Origin of the sequence: Caballeronia insecticola (assembly GCF_000402035.1) — a bacterium.
In the GTDB taxonomy this organism is placed as follows: domain Bacteria; phylum Pseudomonadota; class Gammaproteobacteria; order Burkholderiales; family Burkholderiaceae; genus Caballeronia; species Caballeronia insecticola.
This window is the reverse complement of sequence record NC_021287.1, coordinates 1967386-1987133: the sequence shown is the minus strand read 5'-3', so window position 1 is coordinate 1987133 and position 19748 is coordinate 1967386. Positions and strand designations below refer to the sequence as shown.

Annotated in this window: 19 protein-coding genes; 12 read left to right on the top strand and 7 right to left on the bottom strand. The window is 65.1% G+C overall.

The window, feature by feature from the left end:
• Positions 1-2 precede the first annotated feature (2 nt).
• Positions 3-452, top strand: a complete 450-nt coding sequence (locus BRPE64_RS09155) for an NUDIX hydrolase (protein WP_016345808.1) — start codon at positions 3-5, stop codon at positions 450-452.
• A 9-nt stretch (positions 453-461) separates the two neighbouring features.
• On the opposite strand, the gene BRPE64_RS09150 is transcribed toward BRPE64_RS09155, so the two are convergent.
• Together BRPE64_RS09150 and BRPE64_RS09145 are read right to left on the bottom strand one after the other, a co-directional pair.
• Positions 462-1451, bottom strand: coding sequence for a transporter substrate-binding domain-containing protein (locus BRPE64_RS09150; protein WP_016345807.1), 990 nt, complete (start codon positions 1449-1451; stop codon positions 462-464).
• 87 nt (positions 1452-1538) lie between these two features.
• A complete protein-coding gene (locus BRPE64_RS09145; RefSeq protein WP_016345806.1) occupies positions 1539-3248 on the bottom strand; it encodes a glutamine--tRNA ligase/YqeY domain fusion protein in 1710 nt (569 codons plus the stop codon).
• Between the two features lie 381 nt (positions 3249-3629).
• Between BRPE64_RS09145 and BRPE64_RS09140 the strand changes: the two genes are divergently transcribed.
• The gene (locus BRPE64_RS09140; RefSeq protein WP_016345805.1) at positions 3630-3842 is read left to right on the top strand and encodes a hypothetical protein; all 213 of its coding nucleotides are present in this window, start codon (positions 3630-3632) and stop codon (positions 3840-3842) included.
• A gap of 16 nt (positions 3843-3858) precedes the next feature.
• On the opposite strand, the gene BRPE64_RS09135 is transcribed toward BRPE64_RS09140, so the two are convergent.
• The gene (locus tag BRPE64_RS09135) at positions 3859-5079 is read right to left on the bottom strand and encodes a CaiB/BaiF CoA transferase family protein (RefSeq protein WP_044041441.1); all 1221 of its coding nucleotides are present in this window, start codon (positions 5077-5079) and stop codon (positions 3859-3861) included.
• A gap of 3 nt (positions 5080-5082) precedes the next feature.
• Here BRPE64_RS09135 and BRPE64_RS09130 point away from each other — a divergent pair, with 3 nt between their 5' ends.
• From BRPE64_RS09130 to BRPE64_RS09090, 10 genes are all read left to right on the top strand, one after another.
• Complete coding sequence (locus BRPE64_RS09130; RefSeq protein ID WP_044041440.1) at positions 5083-5556, top strand: hypothetical protein; 474 nt, start codon at positions 5083-5085, stop codon at positions 5554-5556.
• A gap of 173 nt (positions 5557-5729) precedes the next feature.
• Positions 5730-8354: an alanine--tRNA ligase gene (gene alaS, locus BRPE64_RS09125; RefSeq protein ID WP_016345802.1), complete on the top strand. Its 2625-nt coding sequence runs from the start codon at positions 5730-5732 to the stop codon at positions 8352-8354.
• A gap of 139 nt (positions 8355-8493) precedes the next feature.
• A complete protein-coding gene (locus BRPE64_RS09120; RefSeq protein ID WP_016345801.1) occupies positions 8494-8730 on the top strand; it encodes a hypothetical protein in 237 nt (78 codons plus the stop codon).
• Between the two features lie 146 nt (positions 8731-8876).
• Positions 8877-9911, top strand: a complete 1035-nt coding sequence (locus BRPE64_RS09115) for a threonine aldolase family protein (protein WP_044042087.1) — start codon at positions 8877-8879, stop codon at positions 9909-9911.
• 105 nt (positions 9912-10016) lie between these two features.
• A complete protein-coding gene (locus tag BRPE64_RS33900) occupies positions 10017-10145 on the top strand; it encodes a putative iron-containing alcohol dehydrogenase (RefSeq protein WP_016345799.1) in 129 nt (42 codons plus the stop codon).
• Between the two features lie 2 nt (positions 10146-10147).
• A complete protein-coding gene (locus tag BRPE64_RS09110; protein WP_016345798.1) occupies positions 10148-10594 on the top strand; it encodes an acyl-CoA thioesterase in 447 nt (148 codons plus the stop codon).
• 69 nt (positions 10595-10663) lie between these two features.
• Entirely contained in the window at positions 10664-11572 is a 909-nt protein-coding gene (locus BRPE64_RS09105; protein ID WP_051180396.1) for a branched-chain amino acid ABC transporter permease, read from the top strand.
• On the top strand, positions 11565-12671 hold the full coding sequence (locus tag BRPE64_RS09100) for a branched-chain amino acid ABC transporter permease (RefSeq protein WP_016345796.1): 1107 nt from the start codon (positions 11565-11567) through the stop codon (positions 12669-12671). The genes BRPE64_RS09105 and BRPE64_RS09100 overlap by 8 nt, the downstream gene beginning before the upstream one ends.
• Complete coding sequence (locus BRPE64_RS09095; protein ID WP_016345795.1) at positions 12668-13408, top strand: ABC transporter ATP-binding protein; 741 nt, start codon at positions 12668-12670, stop codon at positions 13406-13408. Before BRPE64_RS09100 ends, BRPE64_RS09095 begins: the two co-directional genes overlap by 4 nt.
• Entirely contained in the window at positions 13405-14103 is a 699-nt protein-coding gene (locus BRPE64_RS09090; RefSeq protein WP_044041438.1) for an ABC transporter ATP-binding protein, read from the top strand. The genes BRPE64_RS09095 and BRPE64_RS09090 overlap by 4 nt, the downstream gene beginning before the upstream one ends.
• Before the next feature lie 9 nt (positions 14104-14112).
• On the opposite strand, the gene iolB is transcribed toward BRPE64_RS09090, so the two are convergent.
• From iolB to BRPE64_RS09070, 4 genes are read right to left on the bottom strand one after another with little or no spacing between them, the layout of a single operon-like run.
• On the bottom strand, positions 14113-14919 hold the full coding sequence (iolB, locus tag BRPE64_RS09085; RefSeq protein WP_044041437.1) for a 5-deoxy-glucuronate isomerase: 807 nt from the start codon (positions 14917-14919) through the stop codon (positions 14113-14115).
• On the bottom strand, positions 14916-15818 hold the full coding sequence (iolE, locus tag BRPE64_RS09080; RefSeq protein WP_044041436.1) for a myo-inosose-2 dehydratase: 903 nt from the start codon (positions 15816-15818) through the stop codon (positions 14916-14918). The genes iolB and iolE overlap by 4 nt, the downstream gene beginning before the upstream one ends.
• A 16-nt stretch (positions 15819-15834) precedes the next feature.
• Complete coding sequence (iolD, locus tag BRPE64_RS09075) at positions 15835-17745, bottom strand: 3D-(3,5/4)-trihydroxycyclohexane-1,2-dione acylhydrolase (decyclizing) (protein ID WP_016345791.1); 1911 nt, start codon at positions 17743-17745, stop codon at positions 15835-15837.
• On the bottom strand, positions 17742-19742 hold the full coding sequence (locus BRPE64_RS09070; protein WP_044041435.1) for a bifunctional 5-dehydro-2-deoxygluconokinase/5-dehydro-2-deoxyphosphogluconate aldolase: 2001 nt from the start codon (positions 19740-19742) through the stop codon (positions 17742-17744). Before BRPE64_RS09070 ends, iolD begins: the two co-directional genes overlap by 4 nt.
• Positions 19743-19748 lie beyond the last annotated feature (6 nt).

The window sequence follows — 19748 nt, the reverse complement described above, 5'->3', positions numbered from 1 at the left end:
CGATGACGGGCCGCACCGTGTCGTGCGGCGTGGTCATCCTGAACGCGCAGGGCGACGTGCTGCTGTGCCACGCGACGGAAACCACGCACTGGGACGTGCCCAAGGGCGCCGCCGATCCGGGCGAGAACCCGCGCGAGGCGGCGTTGCGCGAGCTCGTCGAGGAAACGGGCATCGTGCTGGCGGCCGCGCGCCTGAAAGATCTCGGACGCTTTGTTTATCGCCGCGACAAGGATCTGCATCTGTTCGCGGTACGCGTGACGGATGACGAACTGCAGCTCGAAAACTGCGTGTGCGAATCGTACTTTCCCCGCTACAGCGACGGCACGATGATCCCCGAAATGGACGCGTACCGCTGGGTCAGTCCGGCGGAAGTGGACAAGTTCGCGAGCCGCAGCCTTGCGCGCCTGTTTCAGACCACGCTCTCCCTCGCCGAACTGCACGAGGCACTCTGAGCGCACCGATCAATCGATCGTGCGGTCGTTGGGATTGGCGAACAGCGCCCTCATTTCGGGCGACATCGGAAATTGCAGGTTGATGCCGTCGGGCGGAATGGGGCGCATGAACCATGTCTCGTAGAGTTTGGTCGCCTCGCCCGAGCGCTGCATGTTGGCGATCACGTCGTCGACAATGCGCTTGAACACCGGATCGCCTTTTCTCATCATGCAGCCGTACGCTTCGTTCGCGAGCGACGTGCCCGTCACCGCGTAATCGTTGCGCGCCGCGCCTTCCTGCGCGATCTTGCCGTAGAGCAGCGGGTCGTCCATGACGAACGCGACCGCGCGATCCGACTTGAGCGCGGCGAATGCTTCCGCGTGATCGCGCGCGCTGATGATGCGCAGGTTGAGCTTCTGGTCGATGCTCATCTGCCGCAGTATGTGCTCGTCCGACGTGCCCGCCGTGGTCGCGACCGTCTTGTTGGCGAGATCGCTGTAATTGCGAATGCCCGATTTCTTCTTCACGGCCATGCGGATGCCGTACTGAAAGAAGCTGTTCGAGAACGCGACGAGCGGATCGCGCTCGGCGACATGCGCGGTCGAGCCGCATTCGAGATCGACCTGATTGTTGACTACGTAGGAAATGCGGTTCGCGGACGTGACCGGCACGTTTTTCACCGCAAGATTGGGCATCTTGAGCCGCTTCTTGACTTCGTCGACAACCTTCAGCGCGATGTCGTACGAGTAGCCCAGCGGCTGCTGCTTCACCGTGTACGAGAACGGCACCGACGACTCCCGCGTGCCGAGCACGATCGCGCCATTCTCGGCGATCTTGCGCAGCGTGGCGGACGGCTGCATCTGATCCGCGGCGGCCTGCGCCGTGGCGATTTCGCCGGCGGTGGCGGCGCGCGCGGCAATCGATGCGAGCAGCAGCCACGACGCGACGGCGCCGAACGCGCCCAGTGCGGCACTTCGTTGCGCACGCGAGCGGGGCGCGAAGGAATGCGGCAGCTTCATGATGTCCTCGTGAGAAGCGGCGTGCGACGACTTGCGCTTGATCCATCGAGGGCGCCGCGTGGCCGCGCGGCGCCTTTTATGTCGATGTCAGGCCGGTTTGCCCCAACTGTCGCGCAGGCTGACGATGCGGTTGAACACCGGCTTGCCCGGCTGCGAATCCAGACGGTCCGCGACGAAATAACCGTGACGCTCGAACTGGAAGCGGTCTTCGGCATTTGCTTCGCGCGCGCTCGGTTCGAGATACGCATTCACGATGCGCTTCGAATCCGGATTGAGCGCATCCAGAAACTCCGCGCCGCCCGCGCCGGGTTGCGGTTCCTTGAAGAGACGGTCGTAGAGCCGCACTTCGGCCGCATAGGCGGTCGCCGCGCTCACCCAATGGATCGTGCCCTTCACCTTGTACGCGTTCGCGCCTTCCGTGCCCGACTTGCTGTCCGGGAAGTAGTTGCAATGCACGGCGGTCACGTTGCCGTTTTCGTCCTTGTCCGCGCCCGTGCACTCCACGATGAAGCCGTACTTCAGGCGCACCTTGTTGCCCGGGAACAGGCGGAAGTAGCCTTTTTGCGGCGTTTCCTGGAAATCTTCGCGTTCGATCCACAGTTCACGCGAGAACGGGAACGTGCGCACGCCGCGATCCGGATGATGCGGATGCACCGGCGCGCTGCATTCCTCGCTCTGTCCTTCCGGATAGTTGTCGATGATGAGCTTGAGCGGATCGAGCACGGCGATGGCGCGCGGCGCTTTCTCGTCGAGGTCGTCGCGCAGGGCGCCTTCGAGCACGCTCATGTCGATCCACGAATCGACCTTCGTCACGCCCACGCGCTCGACCATCAGGCGGATGCTCTCCGGCGTGAAGCCGCGCCGCCTGACGCCGACGATGGTCGGCATGCGCGGATCGTCCCAGCCGTCGACGTGGTTTTCCTGCACGAGTTGCAGCAGCTTGCGCTTGCTGGTGATCGCGTAGGTGAGGTTCAGGCGCGAGAACTCGATTTGCTGCGGGAGCGGGCGCTGAAACACGCCGTCGTCCGCGAGTTGCGCGAGGAACCAGTCGTAAAGCGGACGATGATCTTCGAATTCCAGCGTGCACAGCGAATGCGTGATGTTCTCGATCGCGTCCGACACGCAGTGCGCGTAGTCGTACATCGGGTAGATGCACCACGTGTCGCCGGTGCGGTAATGATGCGCGAAGCGGATGCGGTAGATCACCGGGTCGCGCATATTGAAATTCGGCGACGCCATGTCGATTTTCGCGCGCAGCACATGCTCGCCTTCCTGGAACTCGCCCGCTTTCATGCGGCGGAAGAGGTCGAGGTTTTCGTCCGGCGTGCGGTCGCGATACGGCGAGTTGATGCCGGCTTCCGTGGCCGAGCCGCGGGTGGCGCGCATCTCGTCGGCGGTTTGGCTGTCGACGTATGCCTGGCCCTTCTTGATGAGCATCTCGGCGAACTCGTACAGCTTGTCGTAGTAGTCGCTCGCGAAGTACTTGTGCTCCTGGCCGTCCTTGTTCCAGTCGAAGCCGAGCCATTCGACGGCGTCGATGATCGAATCGACGTATTCGACGCTTTCCTTTTCGGGATTCGTGTCGTCGAAGCGCAGATGGCACACGCCGCCGTACGCCGCGGCGAGGCCGAAGTTCACGCAGATGCTCTTCGCATGGCCGATATGCAGATAGCCGTTCGGCTCGGGCGGGAAGCGCGTCTCGACGCGCTGCGACCATTTGCCGGAGCGGTTGTCGTCTTCGATGATGTTGCGGATGAAATTGGATGGCGCCGGAGCGTCGTTGCGATCGGTGTTCATGCGAGAGAGAGTGCCAGCGGATGCGCTTGCGCGCGTGATCGGTTCGGAAAGCGTTCTTGCTCGGAAGACGCGTACGAATGATTCGAATGTTGGGTCGATTCTACCTTACGCAACCGCTGCCAACAGGCAGCAGACACGTTTGCACGCCCCGCGCACGTTTCGTCGCGCGATATACACGGGCGCGGCATTTCGCGAGTTCCATTACACGCGCTGCGCGCCGTCGCACCGATCGTAACCGCCGTAACCGGACGTAAATCGCGTTGAAAGGAGCACGGACGCACTTTTATGATCGGCTCGCCTGCCTGGTTGCTGCCGGTTTGATCGGCCGGATCGGCATGAAAAGCACAATGAAAAGCACAACGACAACACAAGGAAGCCACCATGAAAAAGACCGCCATCACGATGCTCAAGGTGATTTCCGCCGCCGCGCTCGTGTCGAGCCTCGCGGCGTGCGCGAACGTGTCGCGCCAGCAGGCGCACGCCGGAGTGGGTGCGGCGGCGGGCGGCGCGCTCGGCTATCTCGTGACGGGCGGGCCGATCGGCACGGTCGCCGGGGCGGCCGCGGGCGGGCTGATCGGCGCCGGCGTCCGCTGATTTCGCGCGGGGGCGCTCAGATCGCCTTCGACGCACGCAGCCGGGCGATTTTCGCCTCGTCGTAGCCGAGCACGTCGGCGAGTACGCTCGATGTGTGCTCGCCCAGCAGCGGCGGATGCGTGCGCGCCTCGGGCGGCGTCGCGCTCATCTTGATCGGGCTCGCGACGAGTTTGACCGCGCCGGCCGTCGGATGCGGCAGTTCGATCTGCATCCGGCGCGCGAGCACCTGAGGATCCTCGAACACTTCGCCCAGATCGTTGATCGGTCCGCACGGCACGCCCGCGGCTTCGAGCGCCGCGATCCATTCGTGCTTGCCCTGCGCGCGCACCATGTCCGCGAGAATCGGCACGAGGACCTCGCGGTTGCGCACGCGCGACGGGTTCGCCGCAAAGCGCGGATCGTCGGCCAGTTCCGGGCGGCCGCCTGTTTCGACGAACTTGCGGAACTGCCCGTCGTTGCCCACGGCGACGATGATCCAGCCATCGCTCGTCTGGAACGTCTGATACGGCACGATGTTCGGATGCGCATTGCCCCAGCGCACCGGCGGCTTGCCGCTCGCGAGGAAATTGGTGTTCATGTTGGCGAGCATCGCGACCTGCACGTCCAGCAGCGCCATGTCGATGTATTGCCCTTCGCCCGTGCGGTCGCGGTGCGCGAGCGCCGTGAGCACGCCGATCGTCGCGTACATGCCGGTCATCAGGTCCGCGATCGCCACGCCTGCCTTCTGCGGGCCGCCGCCGGGCTGGCCGTCGCGCTCGCCCGTGATGCTCATGAATCCGCCGATGCCCTGCACGATGAAATCGTAGCCTGCGCGCTGCGCGTACGGCCCCGTCTGCCCGAAACCGGTGACCGAGCAATAGACGAGGTCCGGTTTCACCGTCTTGAGCGATTCATAGTCGAGCCCGTACTTCTTCAGTTGCCCGGCCTTGTAGTTCTCCAGCACGACATCGCTTTGCGCGGCAAGCTCGCGCACGATCTGCTGGCCTTCGGGCGTGGCGATATCGACGGTCACCGAACGCTTGTTGCGGTTTGCAGCGAGATAGTACGCGGCCTCGTGCGTGTCTTCGCCGGCGGGCGTTTTCAGGTAGGGCGGGCCCCAGTGGCGGGTGTCGTCGCCGGTTTCGGGCCGCTCGATCTTGATGACGTCCGCGCCGAAATCGGCGAGGGTCTGCGCGCACCACGGTCCCGCCAGCACGCGGGTCAGGTCCAGTACGCGGATATGGCTCAAGGCTCCCATCGAATGTGTCTCGCCTGGTTATTGATCAATTTCGTAAATTTCGCATACATGGCGCTTGTGCGCGATAGTGGCTGCTCTGCGAGTGATACGATCCGCCGCTTCACAGCAGAGCAATCGCCGCATATGCACAACAGATTTCGTTTGTTCTTCCTCGTAATGATGGCAACGCCTGTTATCGCCGCGGCTTCGACGGTCACGGGCGTGATGGCAGAGAGCCAGTTCACGGACAACGTGCAGATCTCCGTGCGCAGTTCCAATGGAAAGGTCATCGAGGCTTTCTGCGACATGGCTCACCGCAGTCTGTGCAAGGACGCGTGGTTCGTCGCAGATAAAGACGATGTGCGTCATCTCAAGAAGTCGATGATCGGCAGAAAGGTCACGCTGCGCTACGAGGCCGAGAAGGCGGGAAGTCGGCTGGAGGGGCCGGACCCCGACGACGTGTTCAACTTCGTGAAGGATCTGCGATTCCCGAAGTAAGCGCCCGATACGGTGGTTTTTTTGAGCTTGTCGGGCGCCGCGACACCCGCCCGGGTCGTGCGACGAATCCCGTATAATCAAAGATTAACTTCGCCTGACTGGAAGCCCTGTCGCCGGGGTCTTCGCGCAGCATCAGCAGGCAAAACCAAAACCGAAGACACGCCCCGTACGCTATGAAAGCCGCCGAAATACGCGAGAAATTCCTGAAGTTTTTCGAATCGAAGGGCCACACGATCGTGCGTTCGTCGAGCCTCGTGCCCGGCAACGACCCGACGCTGCTTTTCACCAACTCGGGCATGGTCCAGTTCAAGGACGTGTTCCTGGGCAGCGAGTCGCGGCCGTATTCGCGCGCGACCACCGCGCAGCGCAGCGTGCGCGCGGGCGGCAAGCACAACGACCTCGAAAACGTCGGCTATACGGCCCGGCATCACACGTTCTTCGAGATGCTCGGCAACTTTTCGTTCGGCGACTACTTCAAGCGCGACGCCATCCACTATTGCTGGGAGCTGTTGACGAAAGTTTACATGCTGCCGGCCGAAAAGCTCACGGTGACCGTCTATCAGGAAGACGACGAAGCGCACGACATCTGGGCGAAGGAGATCGGCGTGCCGGTCGAGCGCATCATCCGCATCGGCGACAACAAGGGCGCGCGCTACGCATCGGACAATTTCTGGCAGATGGCCGACACCGGCCCGTGCGGTCCGTGCTCCGAAGTGTTCTACGACCACGGCCCGGAAATCTGGGGCGGCCCGCCGGGATCTCCTGAAGAAGACGGCGACCGTTTCATCGAGATCTGGAATCTCGTGTTCATGCAGTTCAATCGCGACGCCCAGGGCAACATGACGCCGCTGCCCAAGCAGTGCGTCGACACCGGCATGGGCCTCGAGCGGCTTGCCGCCGTACTGCAGCACGTCCACAGCAACTATGAGATCGATCTGTTCCAGACGCTCATCAAGGCTGCGGGCCGCGAAACGAATACCGCCGATCTGGAAAACAACTCGCTGAAGGTCATCGCCGACCATATCCGCGCATGCTCGTTCCTGATCGTCGATGGCGTGATTCCCGGCAACGAAGGCCGCGGCTACGTGCTGCGCCGGATCGTGCGCCGCGCGATCCGTCACGGCTACAAGCTCGGCAAGAAGGGCGCGTTCTTCCACAGGCTGGTGCCGGATCTCGTCGCGGAAATGGGCGCTGCCTATCCGGAACTGAAAGACGCGCAGCAGCGCGTGACAGACGTGCTGCGTCAGGAAGAAGAGCGCTTCTTCGAGACCATCGAGCACGGCATGTCGATTCTCGAAGGCGAACTCGCCGATCTGGACAAGAAGGGCGTGAAGCAACTGGACGGCGAACTCGCGTTCAAGCTGCACGACACCTACGGCTTCCCGCTCGATCTGACGGCGGACGTGTGCCGCGAGCGCGGCGTGACCGTGGACGAACCCGCTTTCGACGACGCCATGGCGCGCCAGCGCGACCAGGCGCGCGCGGCGGGCAAGTTCAAGATCGCGGCGGGCCTGGAATACGCGGGCGCGAAATCCACGTTCCACGGCTACGACAAGGAAATTTTCGACGACGCGAAAATCCTCGCGCTGTACGTCGATGGTTCCAAGGTCGATGCCGCCCAGCCGGGCCAGGATGCGGTCGTCGTGCTCGATCACACGCCGTTCTACGCGGAGTCGGGCGGTCAGGTCGGCGATCAGGGCGTGCTCGCGAACGCGAACGTGCGCTTTGCCGTCGCGGATACCCTAAAGGTGCAGGCCGATGTCGTCGGTCATCACGGCACGGTGGAGCAGGGCACGCTCAAGGTGGGCGATGTCGTGAAAGCGGAAATCGACGGCATTCGCCGCGCCCGCACCGCGCGCAATCACTCGGCTACGCACCTGATGCACAAGGCGCTGCGCGAAGTGCTCGGCGGCCACGTGCAGCAAAAAGGCTCGCTCGTCGATGCCGACAAAACCCGCTTCGACTTCGCCCACAACGCGCCGATGACGGACGACGAAATTCGCCGCGTCGAGCAGATCGTAAATAACGAGATCATCGCGAACGCGCCGGGCGTCGTGCGCGTGATGCCGTACGACGAAGCCGTGAAGGGCGGCGCCATGGCGCTGTTCGGCGAGAAATACGGCGACACCGTGCGCGTGCTCGATCTCGGTTTCTCGCGCGAACTTTGCGGCGGCACGCACGTGCAACGTACCGGCGACATCGGCTTCTTCAAGATCGTGGTGGAAGGCGGCGTCGCGGCGGGCATTCGCCGCGTCGAGGCGATCACCGGCGACAACGCCGTGCGCTACGTTCAGGAACTCGATTCCCGCATCAACGCGGCGGCGGGCGTGCTGAAGGCGCAGCCGGCGGAACTGACGCAGCGCATCGCGCAGGTTCAGGAGCACGTGAAGTCGCTGGAGAAGGAACTCGGCGCGCTCAAGTCGAAACTCGCGTCAAGCCAGGGCGACGAACTCGTGTCGCAGGCCGTCGATGTTTCCGGCGTGCACGTGCTCGCCGCGCAGCTCGAAGGCGCGGACGTCAAGACGCTGCGCGAAACCGTCGACAAGCTGAAGGACAAGCTCAAGAGCGCGGCGATCGTGCTGGCCTCGGTCGAGGGCGGCAAGGTCAGCCTGATCGCGGGCGTGACGGCGGATGCGTCGAAGAAGGTGAAGGCCGGCGAACTGGTCAACTTCGTCGCGCAGCAGGTTGGCGGCAAGGGCGGTGGACGCGCGGACATGGCGCAGGCGGGCGGCACGGAACCGGCGAATCTGCCGGCGGCGCTCGCGGGCGTCACGGGCTGGGTGCAGCAGCAGCTTTAAGCACGTCTCGCACTTCTTGCACTTCTCGCACTTCGAAGCGGCCCGACCGGCGACAACCGGCCGGGCCGTTTTCATTACAGCCTGTCAGGCACACCGCGTGCGATGGTCCCGTTACTTTCAACGACTACGGGAGACGAACATGAATCGCACATTCGCATCGATTGTCCTTGCAACGGCGATGCTCGCCGCCACCGGCGCGGCGCAGGCGAAGGGCTGCATCGAAGGCGCGGCGGTGGGCGGCGTCGCGGGACACATCGCGGGCAAGCACGGCACGGCGGGCGCGGTGGGCGGCTGCGCAATCGGCCATCACGAAGCCAGCAAGAAGGACAAGAAGGCGCAGGAAGCCAACGCCGCGAGCGCGCCGGCCGCGAAGTAAGCGTCGATGGCACCGGCGCCGTTCACGACGCGCGCCGGTGCGAGCCGCTAGAATGGCCGGATTGTGCGCCGCGCGAGCTTATCTGCTCGCGCGAGCATCGTTCAATCGGCCTTTCACAGCGACCCATGACAGCCCCCACGGACACGATCCAGCACTTCGCTTCCGACAATTACGCAGGCATCTGCCCCGAGGCGCTCGCCGCGCTCGTCGAGGCCAACACGAGCGGCCACGAGCCCGCATACGGTGACGATTCGTGGACCGCGCAAGTCTGCGACCGCATCCGCGACCTGTTCCAGACCGACTGCGAAGTCTTCTTCGTGTTCAATGGCACGGCGGCGAATTCGCTGGCGCTCGCCTCGCTGTGTCAGTCGTATCACTCGGTGATCTGCCACGAACTTGCGCACATCGAAACCGACGAATGCGGCGGCCCCGAGTTCTTTTCCGGCGGCTCGAAGCTGCTCACCGCGAAGGGCGAAAACGGCAAGCTCACGCCGGACGCGATCGAAGAGATCGTCACCAAACGCGCCGACATCCACTATCCGAAGCCCAAGGTCGTCGCGCTCACGCAGGCGACGGAAGTCGGCACGGTCTACACCGTCGAGGAGATTCGCGCGATTGCGGCGATCGCCAAGCGCCGGCATCTGAAAGTGCATATGGACGGCGCGCGCTTCGCCAACGCGGTCGCGACGCTGAACGTGCATCCGTCGGAGATCACGTGGCGCGCGGGCGTCGACGTGCTGTGTTTCGGCGGCACGAAAAACGGCTTGCCGGTCGGCGAAGCGGTCGTGTTCTTCGACCGCGCGCTCGCCGCCGATTTCGCGTATCGCCTGAAGCAGGCGGGACAACTCGCCTCGAAGATGCGCTTCATTTCCGCGCCGTGGCTCGGTCTGCTCGACGACGACGTCTGGCTGCGCAACGCACGTCACGCGAACGCGATGGCGCAACTGATGGCCGAACGTCTCGCCGATATTCCCGGCGTGCGCCTGCTATTCAAGCCCGAATCGAATGCGGTGTTCGCGGAACTGCCGGCGCAGGTCGCGGCGGCGCTGCGCGCGAAGGGCTGGCGTTTCTATCAGTTCATCGGTTCGGGCGGCTGCCGTCTGATGTGCGCGTGGGACACGAAGCGCGAGACCGTCGAGCGTTTCACCGACGAAGTGCGCGCGCTTAGCGGACCCCGTTGAAACGCGCACTGAACCCCGCACTGAACCCCCCGCACTGAACCCCGATTGACACGCGCGCCGCGCGGCTCCTAACATGGCCGCACCCTTCCCACCGGTTGCCCGGCCATGGCCTTCATCGTCTACCTGACTCACATTCACCTCGGCTACGACGCGCTCGCGGATCATTGCCAGAAGACGAATCCGCGCGAGCCGAGCGCGGACGATTATCGACGCATGCTGACGGAGTCGCTCTGACGATGACCAAGCCGCTTCGCACCACTCGCGCCGACTACGCGCACTTTCTCGCGATCAGCACGCGCTGGTCGGACAACGACGTGTACGGGCACATCAACAACGTCGTCTATTACAGCTATTTCGACACGGTGGTGAACGAGTATCTGCTGCGCGCGGGTGTGCTCGATTTCAGCGAGGGCGAGACCATCGGCCTCGTGGTGGAAACGCGTTGCAATTTCTTCGCGCCGGTCGTGTTTCCCGAACCCATCGAGGCGGGACTGCGCGTCGAACGGCTCGGCAATACGAGTGTGCGTTACGAAGTGGCCATCTTCGCGCAAGGCGCCGATGAAGCCGCCGCGCAAGGGCATTTCGTGCATGTCTACGTGGATCGCGTGACGCGCAGACCGGTGCCGCTGCCCGCGCCGCTCGTCGCCGCGCTCAAGCCGCTTGTTACGCTCGTTACCGGCTGAGTTCGCGTGTCGCTCCAGTGGTTCAGCGTGAATCTGCTTAACGGCGTGAGCGTCGGCTTGCTGCTGTTCATGCTGTCCGCCGGTCTCACCCTCATCTTCTCGATGCTCGGCGTGCTCAACTTCGCGCACGCGAGTTTCTACATGCTCGGCGCCTATGTCGGGCAGACGCTCGCCACGTTCGGCGGCTTCTGGTTCGCGTTGATCGCGGCGCCCTTGCTCGTCGGTGCGGCGGGCGCGTGCTTCGAGCGCCTGCTGTTGCGGCGCGTGTATGCGCGCGGGGCGCTCGCCGAGTTGCTGCTGACGTTCGGCGCGGCCATCGTGATCGGCGAGGGCGTGAAGCTCGTCTGGGGACTCGGCTCGGTGCCCGCCGCGATTCCGCCCGTGCTCGACGGGCCGCTTTTCACCGTCTATGGCGCGTCGTTCGCGCGCTATCGCGTGTTCATGATGACGCTCGCCGTCGTCATGCTGGGCGCGCTCTGGCTGCTCCTGCGCACGTCGAAGACGGGGCTCGTCGTGCGCGCGGCGCTCACGCATCCCGCCACCGTCGAAACGCTCGGTCACAATGTGCCGCGCGTCTTCACGACGGTCTTCGCCGCCGGCACCGCGCTCGCCGCGGCGGGCGGCGTGATCGGCGCGCCGCTCGCCGTGATCGAACCGGCGATGGCCGATGCAATGGGGCCGATCGTGTTCGTCGTCGTCGTGATCGGCGGGCTCGGATCGCTGTACGGCGCGCTCGTTGCTTCGCTTCTGATCGGTTGCGTGCAGACCTTCGCGGTGAGCGCGAGCGCGTCGGCGGGCAGCATCGCTGCTGCGTTCGGCGTGACGCTGCCGCACGCCTGGGCCGCGTTGACCGTCACGCAGCTCGCGCCCGTGCTGCCGTATCTGCTGCTCGTCGCGATGCTGGCCGCGCGCCCAAGCGGGCTGTTCGGCGAGCCGATGCGCGGGCCGGGCGGATCTGTCGCGGGGCGTGATGCTTAAATCCGCCGCGTCGTTTCTGGCACTCATCGTCGCGCTTGCATTGCCGCCGTTGCTCTCCGATCAATCCTGGCTGCTCGCCTACTTCGCGCAAACCGCGACGCTCATCGTCTTCGCGCTCTCGTACAACCTGCTGCTCGGCGAAACCGGCCTGCTCTCTTTCGGGCACGCCGTATATTCGGGCCTCGGCGCGTTCGCCGCCGCGCACGTGTTCAATCGTTTCGGCGTGCCGTTGCCGCTTCTGCCGCTGATCGGCGGATGCGTCGCAATGCTCGTCGCGGTCGTCTTCGGCGCGATCTCCACGCAGCGCGCGAGCACGCCCTTTGCGATGATCACGCTCGGCATCGGCGAACTCGTCGCTGCGTGCGTGTGGCTCGTGCCGGGATGGTTCGGCGGCGAGGGCGGCGTGACGATCGATCGCGCAAGCGGGCCGCCGTTGTTCGCGTGGACCTTCGGGCCGTTGCGCGAGGCGTATGGGTTGATCGCGTGCTGGTGCGTCGTGGCCGCGCTCGCGATGTTCGTCTTCTCGCGCACGCCGCTGTGCCGGCTCGCCAACGCCGTGCGCGACAATCCCGCGCGCGCGGCGGCGATCGGCTTCGCGCCTGCGGGCGTGCGCTTGCGCATGCTCGTCGTGTCGGCGTTCTTTGCGGGCATCGCGGGCGTATTGGCGTTGATCAACGTCGAGCTGGTGTCGGCGGAAAGCGTGAGCCTCGCGCGCTCGACGAGCGTGCTGGTCGCGACGGTCATCGGCGGCGCGGGCACGTTCTTCGGGCCGGTTGCGGGCGCCGTGCTGCTGACGTTCTTCAGCGTCGCCGTGGCCAACGTGAGCGCCGCATGGCCGATGTATCTCGGACTCTTCTTCATGTGGGTGGTCGTCGCTGCGCCGGACGGCATCGCGGGCCTGTTGCGCCGCGATGTGCGGACGCTGTGTATCGGCTTGTTGAGTGCCGTCGCGTGGGGAATCGCGGTGGTCGTCGTCGTGGAGACGCTTTACGCGCGCCAGAGCGATTCGGCCGCGTTGCCGCGTGCGGCGTGGCTCGTCGCGCTGCCGTGCGCGGCGTTCGGTCTGTGGCTCGCGCGCCGCATGAGGCTTAAGCGATGAACGCGGCGCTCGAACTGCACGGCATCGTCAAACGCTTCGGCGCGACGCGCGTGTTGCGCGGCGTCGATCTGCACGTCGCGCAGGGCGAGCGGCATGCGCTCATCGGTCCGAACGGCGCGGGCAAGTCCACGCTCTTCGATCTGATCTCGGGACGCACGCGGCCGGACGAAGGGCGTATCGTCGCGGGCGGCATCGACGTGACGGGCAAGCCGCCGCAGCGCGTATCGCGTACGCTCGCGCGCAGCTTTCAGACGACGAGCGTGTTCGGCGGCCTGTCCGTGCTCGACAATCTGCGTTGCGCGGCGCTGGGCGCTGCATCGTCGCGCTGGATCGATCGATGGCTGCCGTCGCGACACATCGACGAACGCGCCCGCGCGATGCTCGATGCAATCGGTCTTGCCGATCGCGCCGACGAACCCGCCGCGCGCCTGGCTTATGCGGAGCAGCGCGCGCTCGATCTCGGCATCGCGCTCGCGACCGACGCGCCGCTCATCCTGCTCGACGAACCCACCGCCGGCATGAATCGCGCGGAAGCGGCGCGCGCGCTCGCGTTGATTCGCGCGACGACGGAAGGCCGCACGCTGCTCGTCATCGAGCACGATATGGACGCCGTGTTCGGCCTCGCCGACCGCATCTCGGTGCTCGTGCAAGGGCGCGTGATCGCCACCGGCACACCCGAATACATACGCGCGAACCGCGCCGTGCAGGAAGCCTATCTCGGCGGAGTGGCGCCATGAGCGGGCCATTGCATATCGAGGATTTGCGCGCCTGGTACGGCGCCGCGCAAGTGCTGCACGGCGTGAATCTGCGCATCGAAGAAGGCGAGGCGGTCGCGCTCGTCGGCCGCAACGGCTCGGGGCGTTCGACCCTCGCGAAGGCCATCATGGGCCTCGTGCGATGCGCGGGCGATCTGCGTTACGGCGACGTGCAGCTCGTCGGCTTGCGGCCGTATCGCATTGCGCGGCTGGGTATCGGCTACGTGCCCGAAACGCGCGACGTGTTTCCCGCGCTGACGGTGCGCGAGAACCTCGCGCTCGGCGAGCGCGCAGGCACGCGCTTCACGCCCGACGATGCATACCGGCTGTTTCCCGTGCTCGAAGAACGTGCGTCGGTGAAAGCGGGCGCGCTATCGGGCGGCGAGCAGCAGATGTTGGCGCTCGCGCGAACGCTGGCGGGCGACCCGTCGCTCGTTGTCATCGACGAACCCGGCGAAGGGCTCGCGCCGCAAGTGCTCGCGCAAGTGGGCGCGTGTCTCGCGATGCTGCGCGAACGCGGCGTTTCGATGCTGCTGATCGAAGAACGGCTGACCATCGCGCGCATGCTCGAAGCGCGCGTCGCCGTGATGGGACACGGCGCGATTCAGTTCGATGGCACGCTCGCGGCGCTTCAACACAACGAGCGCGTCATGCGCGAATGGCTCTCCGTGGGATAGCGCGAAACGTCAGGTCTTGTTGTCACGCTCCATGATCCACTCGTGCTTCGGATCGTTCTTGAAGTGCCACGTGCGCTTGCTGCCCGCCATCACGTTCAGATAATAGTTGTCGTAGCCATACGGCACGACGACCGGATGATAGCCGCGCGGCACCATCACCACATCGTGATTCTCGACGGCCATGGTTTCGTCGAGATCGCGCTCATCGGTATAGACGCGCTGAAACGCGAAGCCCTGCGGCGGATCGAGCCTGTGGTAATACGTCTCTTCAAGCGAACTCTCGACCGGCACGTTGTCCTGATCGTGCTTGTGCGGCGGATAGCTCGACGCATGGCCGCCCGGCGTGCGCACTTCCACGACGAGCAGCGACTCGGCGGCTTCGGTCTGCGGAAGAATGTCGCACACGTAGCGCGTATTCGCGCTTTTGCCGCGCGTCGAACGCTTCATTTGCGACGGCTCGATGAGACGCGGCGGATACATGCCCGTCGCGGGCGCGCTCGCCACGCCGATTTCCGCATCGCGTTCGGCGCGCACGATCGCGGCGAGCTTCGGCGGCACATAGACCGCATAGGGCGCGGCGTCCTCGAACACGCTGTCGCGCGTGCCGATCGACGGCCAGTGTTCATCGCCGGCCTCGACACTCACCGTGCCCGTCAGCACGACGATGCAGCTTTCGCGATCCGCGTCGTACACATGCAGGACATCGCCCGCATTCAGACGATATGCCGCGAAGCCGACGTGCCTCCAGCACGCGGACTCGGGTGTCACGCGCGCGATGGTCTGGCCTTCGCGCGATGCCTTCACTAACAGGCTCATGCCGCCTCCTTAAAGGTTCCGTCGACGAGCGCGCGCAATGTGCGATAGCCCTTGTCGGCGTAGGCATAGCTCGGCGCGATCACCGGATCCTGCTCCGCTTCCACGACGAGCCAGCCGTTGTAATCATGCTGCGCGAGACACGCGACAATGCCCGGATAGTCGATGACGCCATCGCCCGGCACGGTGAACGCGCCGTTGATGACCGCATCGAGAAAACTCCAGTTGCGATTGCGCGCGAGTTTCACGATCTCCGGGCGCACGTCCTTGCAATGCACATGGCACACGCGCGCGATATGTTGCTTGAGCACGGTGAGCGCATCGCCGCCGGCGAAGGTGATGTGGCCCGCATCGAACAGCAGGCCGACTGCATCGCCGGTGAGCGCCATCAGGCGATCGACATCGGCCGGCGTTTCGACATACGCGCCCATATGATGATGATAGGCGACGCGCACGCCGCGCGAGAGCGTGTATTCGGCGAAGCGGTTCAGACGCTCGGCGTACTCGTTCCAGCGCGCATCGGAGAAGAAGCGCGGACGCTGATAGAGCGGCCGCGGCGCGCCCTGAATCGAATCGGCGACTTCGCCATAGACCATCACGGTTGCGCCGTTCTGCGCGAGCAGATCGAGATGCGGGCCGACTGCTTCGATTTCTTCTTCCGCGCTGCGTGCCGCGAGCCTGCCGGAATACCAGCCCGACACCAGCGCGAGATCGTATTGCGCGAGCAAGGTCTTCAGCGCCTGCGGTTCGCGCGGAAACTTGTTGCCGAGCTCGAAACCTTCATAGCCGATCTGCCTGCCTTCGGTGAGCGCGGTAGACAGAGGCGTCTCCCCGCCGAGCGAGGGCAGATCGTCGTTCATCCATGACAACGGGTTGATGCCGATGCGGACATTCAAGGACATGTCGAATCCTCATGCATTATCTGGAATCTTCGGAACGCGCCCGGATTGCGCGCTCATACGCTTCACGGGCGACCACGACCGCCGCGCGCTCCGACACTTCGGGCACGGCCACTTCCCACCACCATCCGCCTTCTTCGGTCGGACGCGCGGGATCGGTGTCGATCGAAATAAGGTAGCTGCGATCGGCCGCGCGTGCGCGTTGCATGGCGGCCTGCAATTCGCCGATGTTCGCCACGTGCTCCGACAATGCGCCGAGCGCGCGCGCGTGCATCGCGAAATCGATCTGCGGCGCACCGGGCGCGCCTTGTTTGCAATCGTCGATGAGATTGTTGAACGGCGCGCCGCCGCAAGCCTGTTGCAGCCGATTGATGCAGCCGAAGCCGCGATTGTCGAGCAACACGACGATCAGCTTCGCGCCCAGCATGACGGAACTCGCGAGTTCGCTGTTCATCATCAGATAGCTGCCGTCGCCGACGATCACAATCACTTCGCGCTCCGGCCGCGCGAGCTTCACGCCCAGTCCGCCAGCAATTTCATAGCCCATGCACGAGTAGCCGTATTCGACGTGATAGCCTCCCGGCGCGCTCGTGCGCCAGAGCTTCTGCAAGTCGGCGGGCAGCGTGCCGGCCGCGCATACGACGATGTCGTTCTGCGGCGATGCATCGTCCGAACGCTGCACTGCCCCGATCACATCGGCTTCGCGCGGCAAAACGCCATCGGCGACGGGGGTGTTCGTCACGTGCGCCACGGTCTCGCGCCATTCGTTCGCGAGGCGGTGTGCGCGCGTCGTCCATTGCGGCGATGCGCGCCAGTCGCCGAGCGCCTCCGACAACGCATCGATCGCGGCGTGCGCATCCGCTTCGACGGCGACGGCGTGCTGTTTCAAAACATCGAACGAATTGGCATTGATCGCGACGAGCCGCGCCTGCGTGAACAACGTGTTCGATCCGGTCGTGAAGTCCTGCAGACGCGTGCCGACGGCGAGCACGCCGTCGCTTGCATGCGCGAGTTCGTTGGCCGCCGAGCTGCCCGTCACGCCGATGCCGCCGACGTTCAACGCATCGTCCCACGCGAGCGCGCCTTTGCCCGCCTGCGTCTCGGCCACGGGAATGCCGTGCTTGTGCGCGAACTTGCGCAACGCGTCCGTGGCGAGCCCGTAAAGCACGCCGCCGCCCGAGACGATCAGCGGCTCGCGCGCTTCGCGCAGCGTCGCGGCAGCGCGTTCGATGTCGCGCGGCACCGGCGCGGGCGCATGAAACTCGACGACGCGGGGCGCGAAGAACGAAGCGGGGTAATCGTAGGCCATCGCCTGCACGTCCTGCGGCAGCGCGAGCGTGACGGGGCCGCACAGCGCCGCATCGGTGAGCACGCGGATCGCGCGCGGCAACGCGGACAGCAACTGCGCGGGATGCACGATGCGATCGAAGTAGCGCGACACGGCCTTCAGCGCATCGTTCGCGGAGACGCCGCCGTCATGGCCGTCCTCGACTTGTTGCAGCACCGGGTCCGGCGCGCGCGACACGAAGATATCGCCCGGCAGCAACAGCACCGGTAGACGATTCACATGCGCGAGCGCGGCCGCCGTCACGAGATTGGTCGCGCCCGGACCGATGGACGTCGTCACCGCCATCATGCGGCGCCGCATGTGCGCCTTCGCATACGCGATCGCGCTGTGCGCCATCGCCTGCTCGTTGTGCGCGCGATACGTCGGCAGTTCCTCGCGATATCGATAAAGCGCCTCGCCGATGCCCGCGACATTGCCATGCCCGAAGATCGCGAACACGCCGCCGAACAGCGGCTCGCCGTGTTCCGTGCGCAGCGCCGCGAGATAGCGCACGATGGCCTGCGCGGCGGTGAGCCGGACGGTCGCGTCCGCACGCGCTGGTTGTTGCGCTTGCGGCTGCGTTTGCATTGCACGCTGGTTCATGCGGCCTGCTCCTGTCTTGCGTGGATGGAATCGGCGGACGCGTCCCGCGATGCACGCGCGTCGCGCCATGCGCCGATCAGCGCTTCGAACGTGCGGCGCACGCGCGCGATCAGTTCGCGGTCATCGATCTCGTTGGCGAGCCACGCCTGGCTCGGCTCATGAAAGATCGTGCGCCCGACCGTGAAGCCCCTGCATGTCTTCGACGATGCCGCCGCGCGAAAGCCCTCGCGCAACTGCTCGACGCCCGCGGACAATCCCAGCAGCACGACGCCGCGGCAATACGGATCGCGCTCGGCAATCAGCGCGTCGATCGCTTGCCATTGCTGCGCGCTCATCGGTTCGAGCTTCCACCATTCCGGATAGATGCCGAGGTTGTAGAGACGCTTCAACGCGCGATACACGGTGTCGTCCTCGACGGGCGGACCGTTCTTCGGCACGATCACTTCGAGCAGCAGTTCGTTGCCGCTTTCCTGCGCGGCATCGTAGAGCGCGCGCAATTGCGCTTCCTGTTCGAGCCGCAGTTCATGCGGATGATCGGGGTGATACTGCACGAGGCATTTGGCGACCTGTTCGCGCGGCCACGCGATGAGCGTCGTGCCAATCGAGCGGCCATGATCGAACTGAAGCGGCAGCGATCCCGGCAACTCGACCGGACGCCCGACCCACCAGCCGCGGCCCGTCGCCGCGTTCAACGCATCCTGTCCGTAGCGATCGTCGATCAACACGCCGATGCGTCCGTCGAGCCCGAGTTCCTTTTCCGTCTGCGCAACGGCCTCGACGAACAGATTCTTCAGCGTCGCGATACGCGCTTCGCTCGCACCGGTCTGCTGCGCGAGATCGAAGAACTGGTTGCGATGATCGAACGCGAAGCCCAGCACTTCATGCCATTGCTTTCGATTCGGACTGACACGATGCAGCCGTGCGAGCTTCGCATCGAGATCGGGACGGCGCATGCGCGCGGGATCTTCTTTCGCGGCGGCGAGGAAGTAATCGAGTTCGGCGGGCGTGGGCATCGCGGGTGCGCAGCCGTGCCGCGACACGACCAGCGCACCGCATGCATTCGCCGCGCGCGCGCAGGCGTCCAGCGGCTCGTCGCGCAGCCATCCCGACAGAAAGCCTGACGCAAACGCGTCGCCCGCGCCGAGCACATTGAGCACCTCCACTTCGACGCCGCCGTGCACCGGCGCATCGTCGATGGAGGCGGGCACCGCGCCTTCGATGATCGAGCAGCCGAGCGGTCCGCGCTTCACGACGAGCGTGGCGTTCGTGACCCGGCGCACCATGGCGAGCGCATCGACGAGATGCTCCTTGCCGCCCGCGATACGAAACTCCTCTTCGGTGCCGATCACGAGATCGATCAGCGGCAGAATGCCCTGCAAGTGCGCGGTGACGCCTTCGTTCGCGACGAAACGCGTCTCGCCATCCGCCTTGCCGGTGAGCCCCCACAGCACGGGCCGATAATCGATGTCGAGTATCGTGCGCACGCCGTTGCGCCGCGCGTATTCCAGCGCGCGCCGGCTCGTGCGGTTCACCTGTTCGGTGGAGAAGTGCGTGCCGGTAATGAGCAGCGCCTTCGAAGACGCGATATACGCTTCGTCGAAGTCGCTTTCGTCGACAGCCATGTCCGCGCAGTTCTCGCGATAGAACACGAGCGGGAACGTGTCGCGGTCTTCGAGCCCGAGCAAGACGAGCGCCGTCAGCCGTTCGGGATCGATGCGCACGTGGCTCACGTCGCAGCCTTCGCGCGCGAGCGTCTCCGTGAGAAAACGGCCCATGTGATCGTTGCCGACGCGCGCGAGCATCGACGAATCGAGCCCGAGACGCGCGCAGCCGAACGCGATGTTCGCCGACGATCCGCCGAGATACTTCGCGAACGTCGAGACATCTTCGAGCCGCGCGCCGACTTGCTGCGCGTACAGATCGACGGCGAGGCGCCCGAGGCACACGATATCGCGCGTGCGGTCCGGGGCAAAACGAGAGGTGGTCAATGGTGTCATGCTGGA

Excerpts from the sequence above, each read along its gene's own strand:
- BRPE64_RS09155 (WP_016345808.1), top strand. The coding sequence starts at position 3 with ATGACGGGCCGCACCGTGTCGTGCGGCGTGGTCATCCTGAACGCGCAG.
- BRPE64_RS09150 (WP_016345807.1), bottom strand. The coding sequence starts at position 1,451 with ATGAAGCTGCCGCATTCCTTCGCGCCCCGCTCGCGTGCGCAACGAAGT.
- BRPE64_RS09145 (WP_016345806.1), bottom strand. The coding sequence starts at position 3,248 with ATGAACACCGATCGCAACGACGCTCCGGCGCCATCCAATTTCATCCGC.
- BRPE64_RS09140 (WP_016345805.1), top strand. The coding sequence starts at position 3,630 with ATGAAAAAGACCGCCATCACGATGCTCAAGGTGATTTCCGCCGCCGCG.
- BRPE64_RS09135 (WP_044041441.1), bottom strand. The coding sequence starts at position 5,079 with ATGGGAGCCTTGAGCCATATCCGCGTACTGGACCTGACCCGCGTGCTG.
- BRPE64_RS09130 (WP_044041440.1), top strand. The coding sequence starts at position 5,083 with ATGTGTCTCGCCTGGTTATTGATCAATTTCGTAAATTTCGCATACATG.
- alaS (WP_016345802.1), top strand. The coding sequence starts at position 5,730 with ATGAAAGCCGCCGAAATACGCGAGAAATTCCTGAAGTTTTTCGAATCG.
- BRPE64_RS09120 (WP_016345801.1), top strand. The coding sequence starts at position 8,494 with ATGAATCGCACATTCGCATCGATTGTCCTTGCAACGGCGATGCTCGCC.
- BRPE64_RS33900 (WP_016345799.1), top strand. The coding sequence starts at position 10,017 with ATGGCCTTCATCGTCTACCTGACTCACATTCACCTCGGCTACGACGCG.
- BRPE64_RS09110 (WP_016345798.1), top strand. The coding sequence starts at position 10,148 with ATGACCAAGCCGCTTCGCACCACTCGCGCCGACTACGCGCACTTTCTC.
- BRPE64_RS09105 (WP_051180396.1), top strand. The coding sequence starts at position 10,664 with ATGCTGTCCGCCGGTCTCACCCTCATCTTCTCGATGCTCGGCGTGCTC.
- BRPE64_RS09100 (WP_016345796.1), top strand. The coding sequence starts at position 11,565 with ATGCTTAAATCCGCCGCGTCGTTTCTGGCACTCATCGTCGCGCTTGCA.
- BRPE64_RS09095 (WP_016345795.1), top strand. The coding sequence starts at position 12,668 with ATGAACGCGGCGCTCGAACTGCACGGCATCGTCAAACGCTTCGGCGCG.
- BRPE64_RS09090 (WP_044041438.1), top strand. The coding sequence starts at position 13,405 with ATGAGCGGGCCATTGCATATCGAGGATTTGCGCGCCTGGTACGGCGCC.
- iolB (WP_044041437.1), bottom strand. The coding sequence starts at position 14,919 with ATGAGCCTGTTAGTGAAGGCATCGCGCGAAGGCCAGACCATCGCGCGC.
- iolE (WP_044041436.1), bottom strand. The coding sequence starts at position 15,818 with ATGTCCTTGAATGTCCGCATCGGCATCAACCCGTTGTCATGGATGAAC.
- iolD (WP_016345791.1), bottom strand. The coding sequence starts at position 17,745 with ATGAACCAGCGTGCAATGCAAACGCAGCCGCAAGCGCAACAACCAGCG.
- BRPE64_RS09070 (WP_044041435.1), bottom strand. The coding sequence starts at position 19,742 with ATGACACCATTGACCACCTCTCGTTTTGCCCCGGACCGCACGCGCGAT.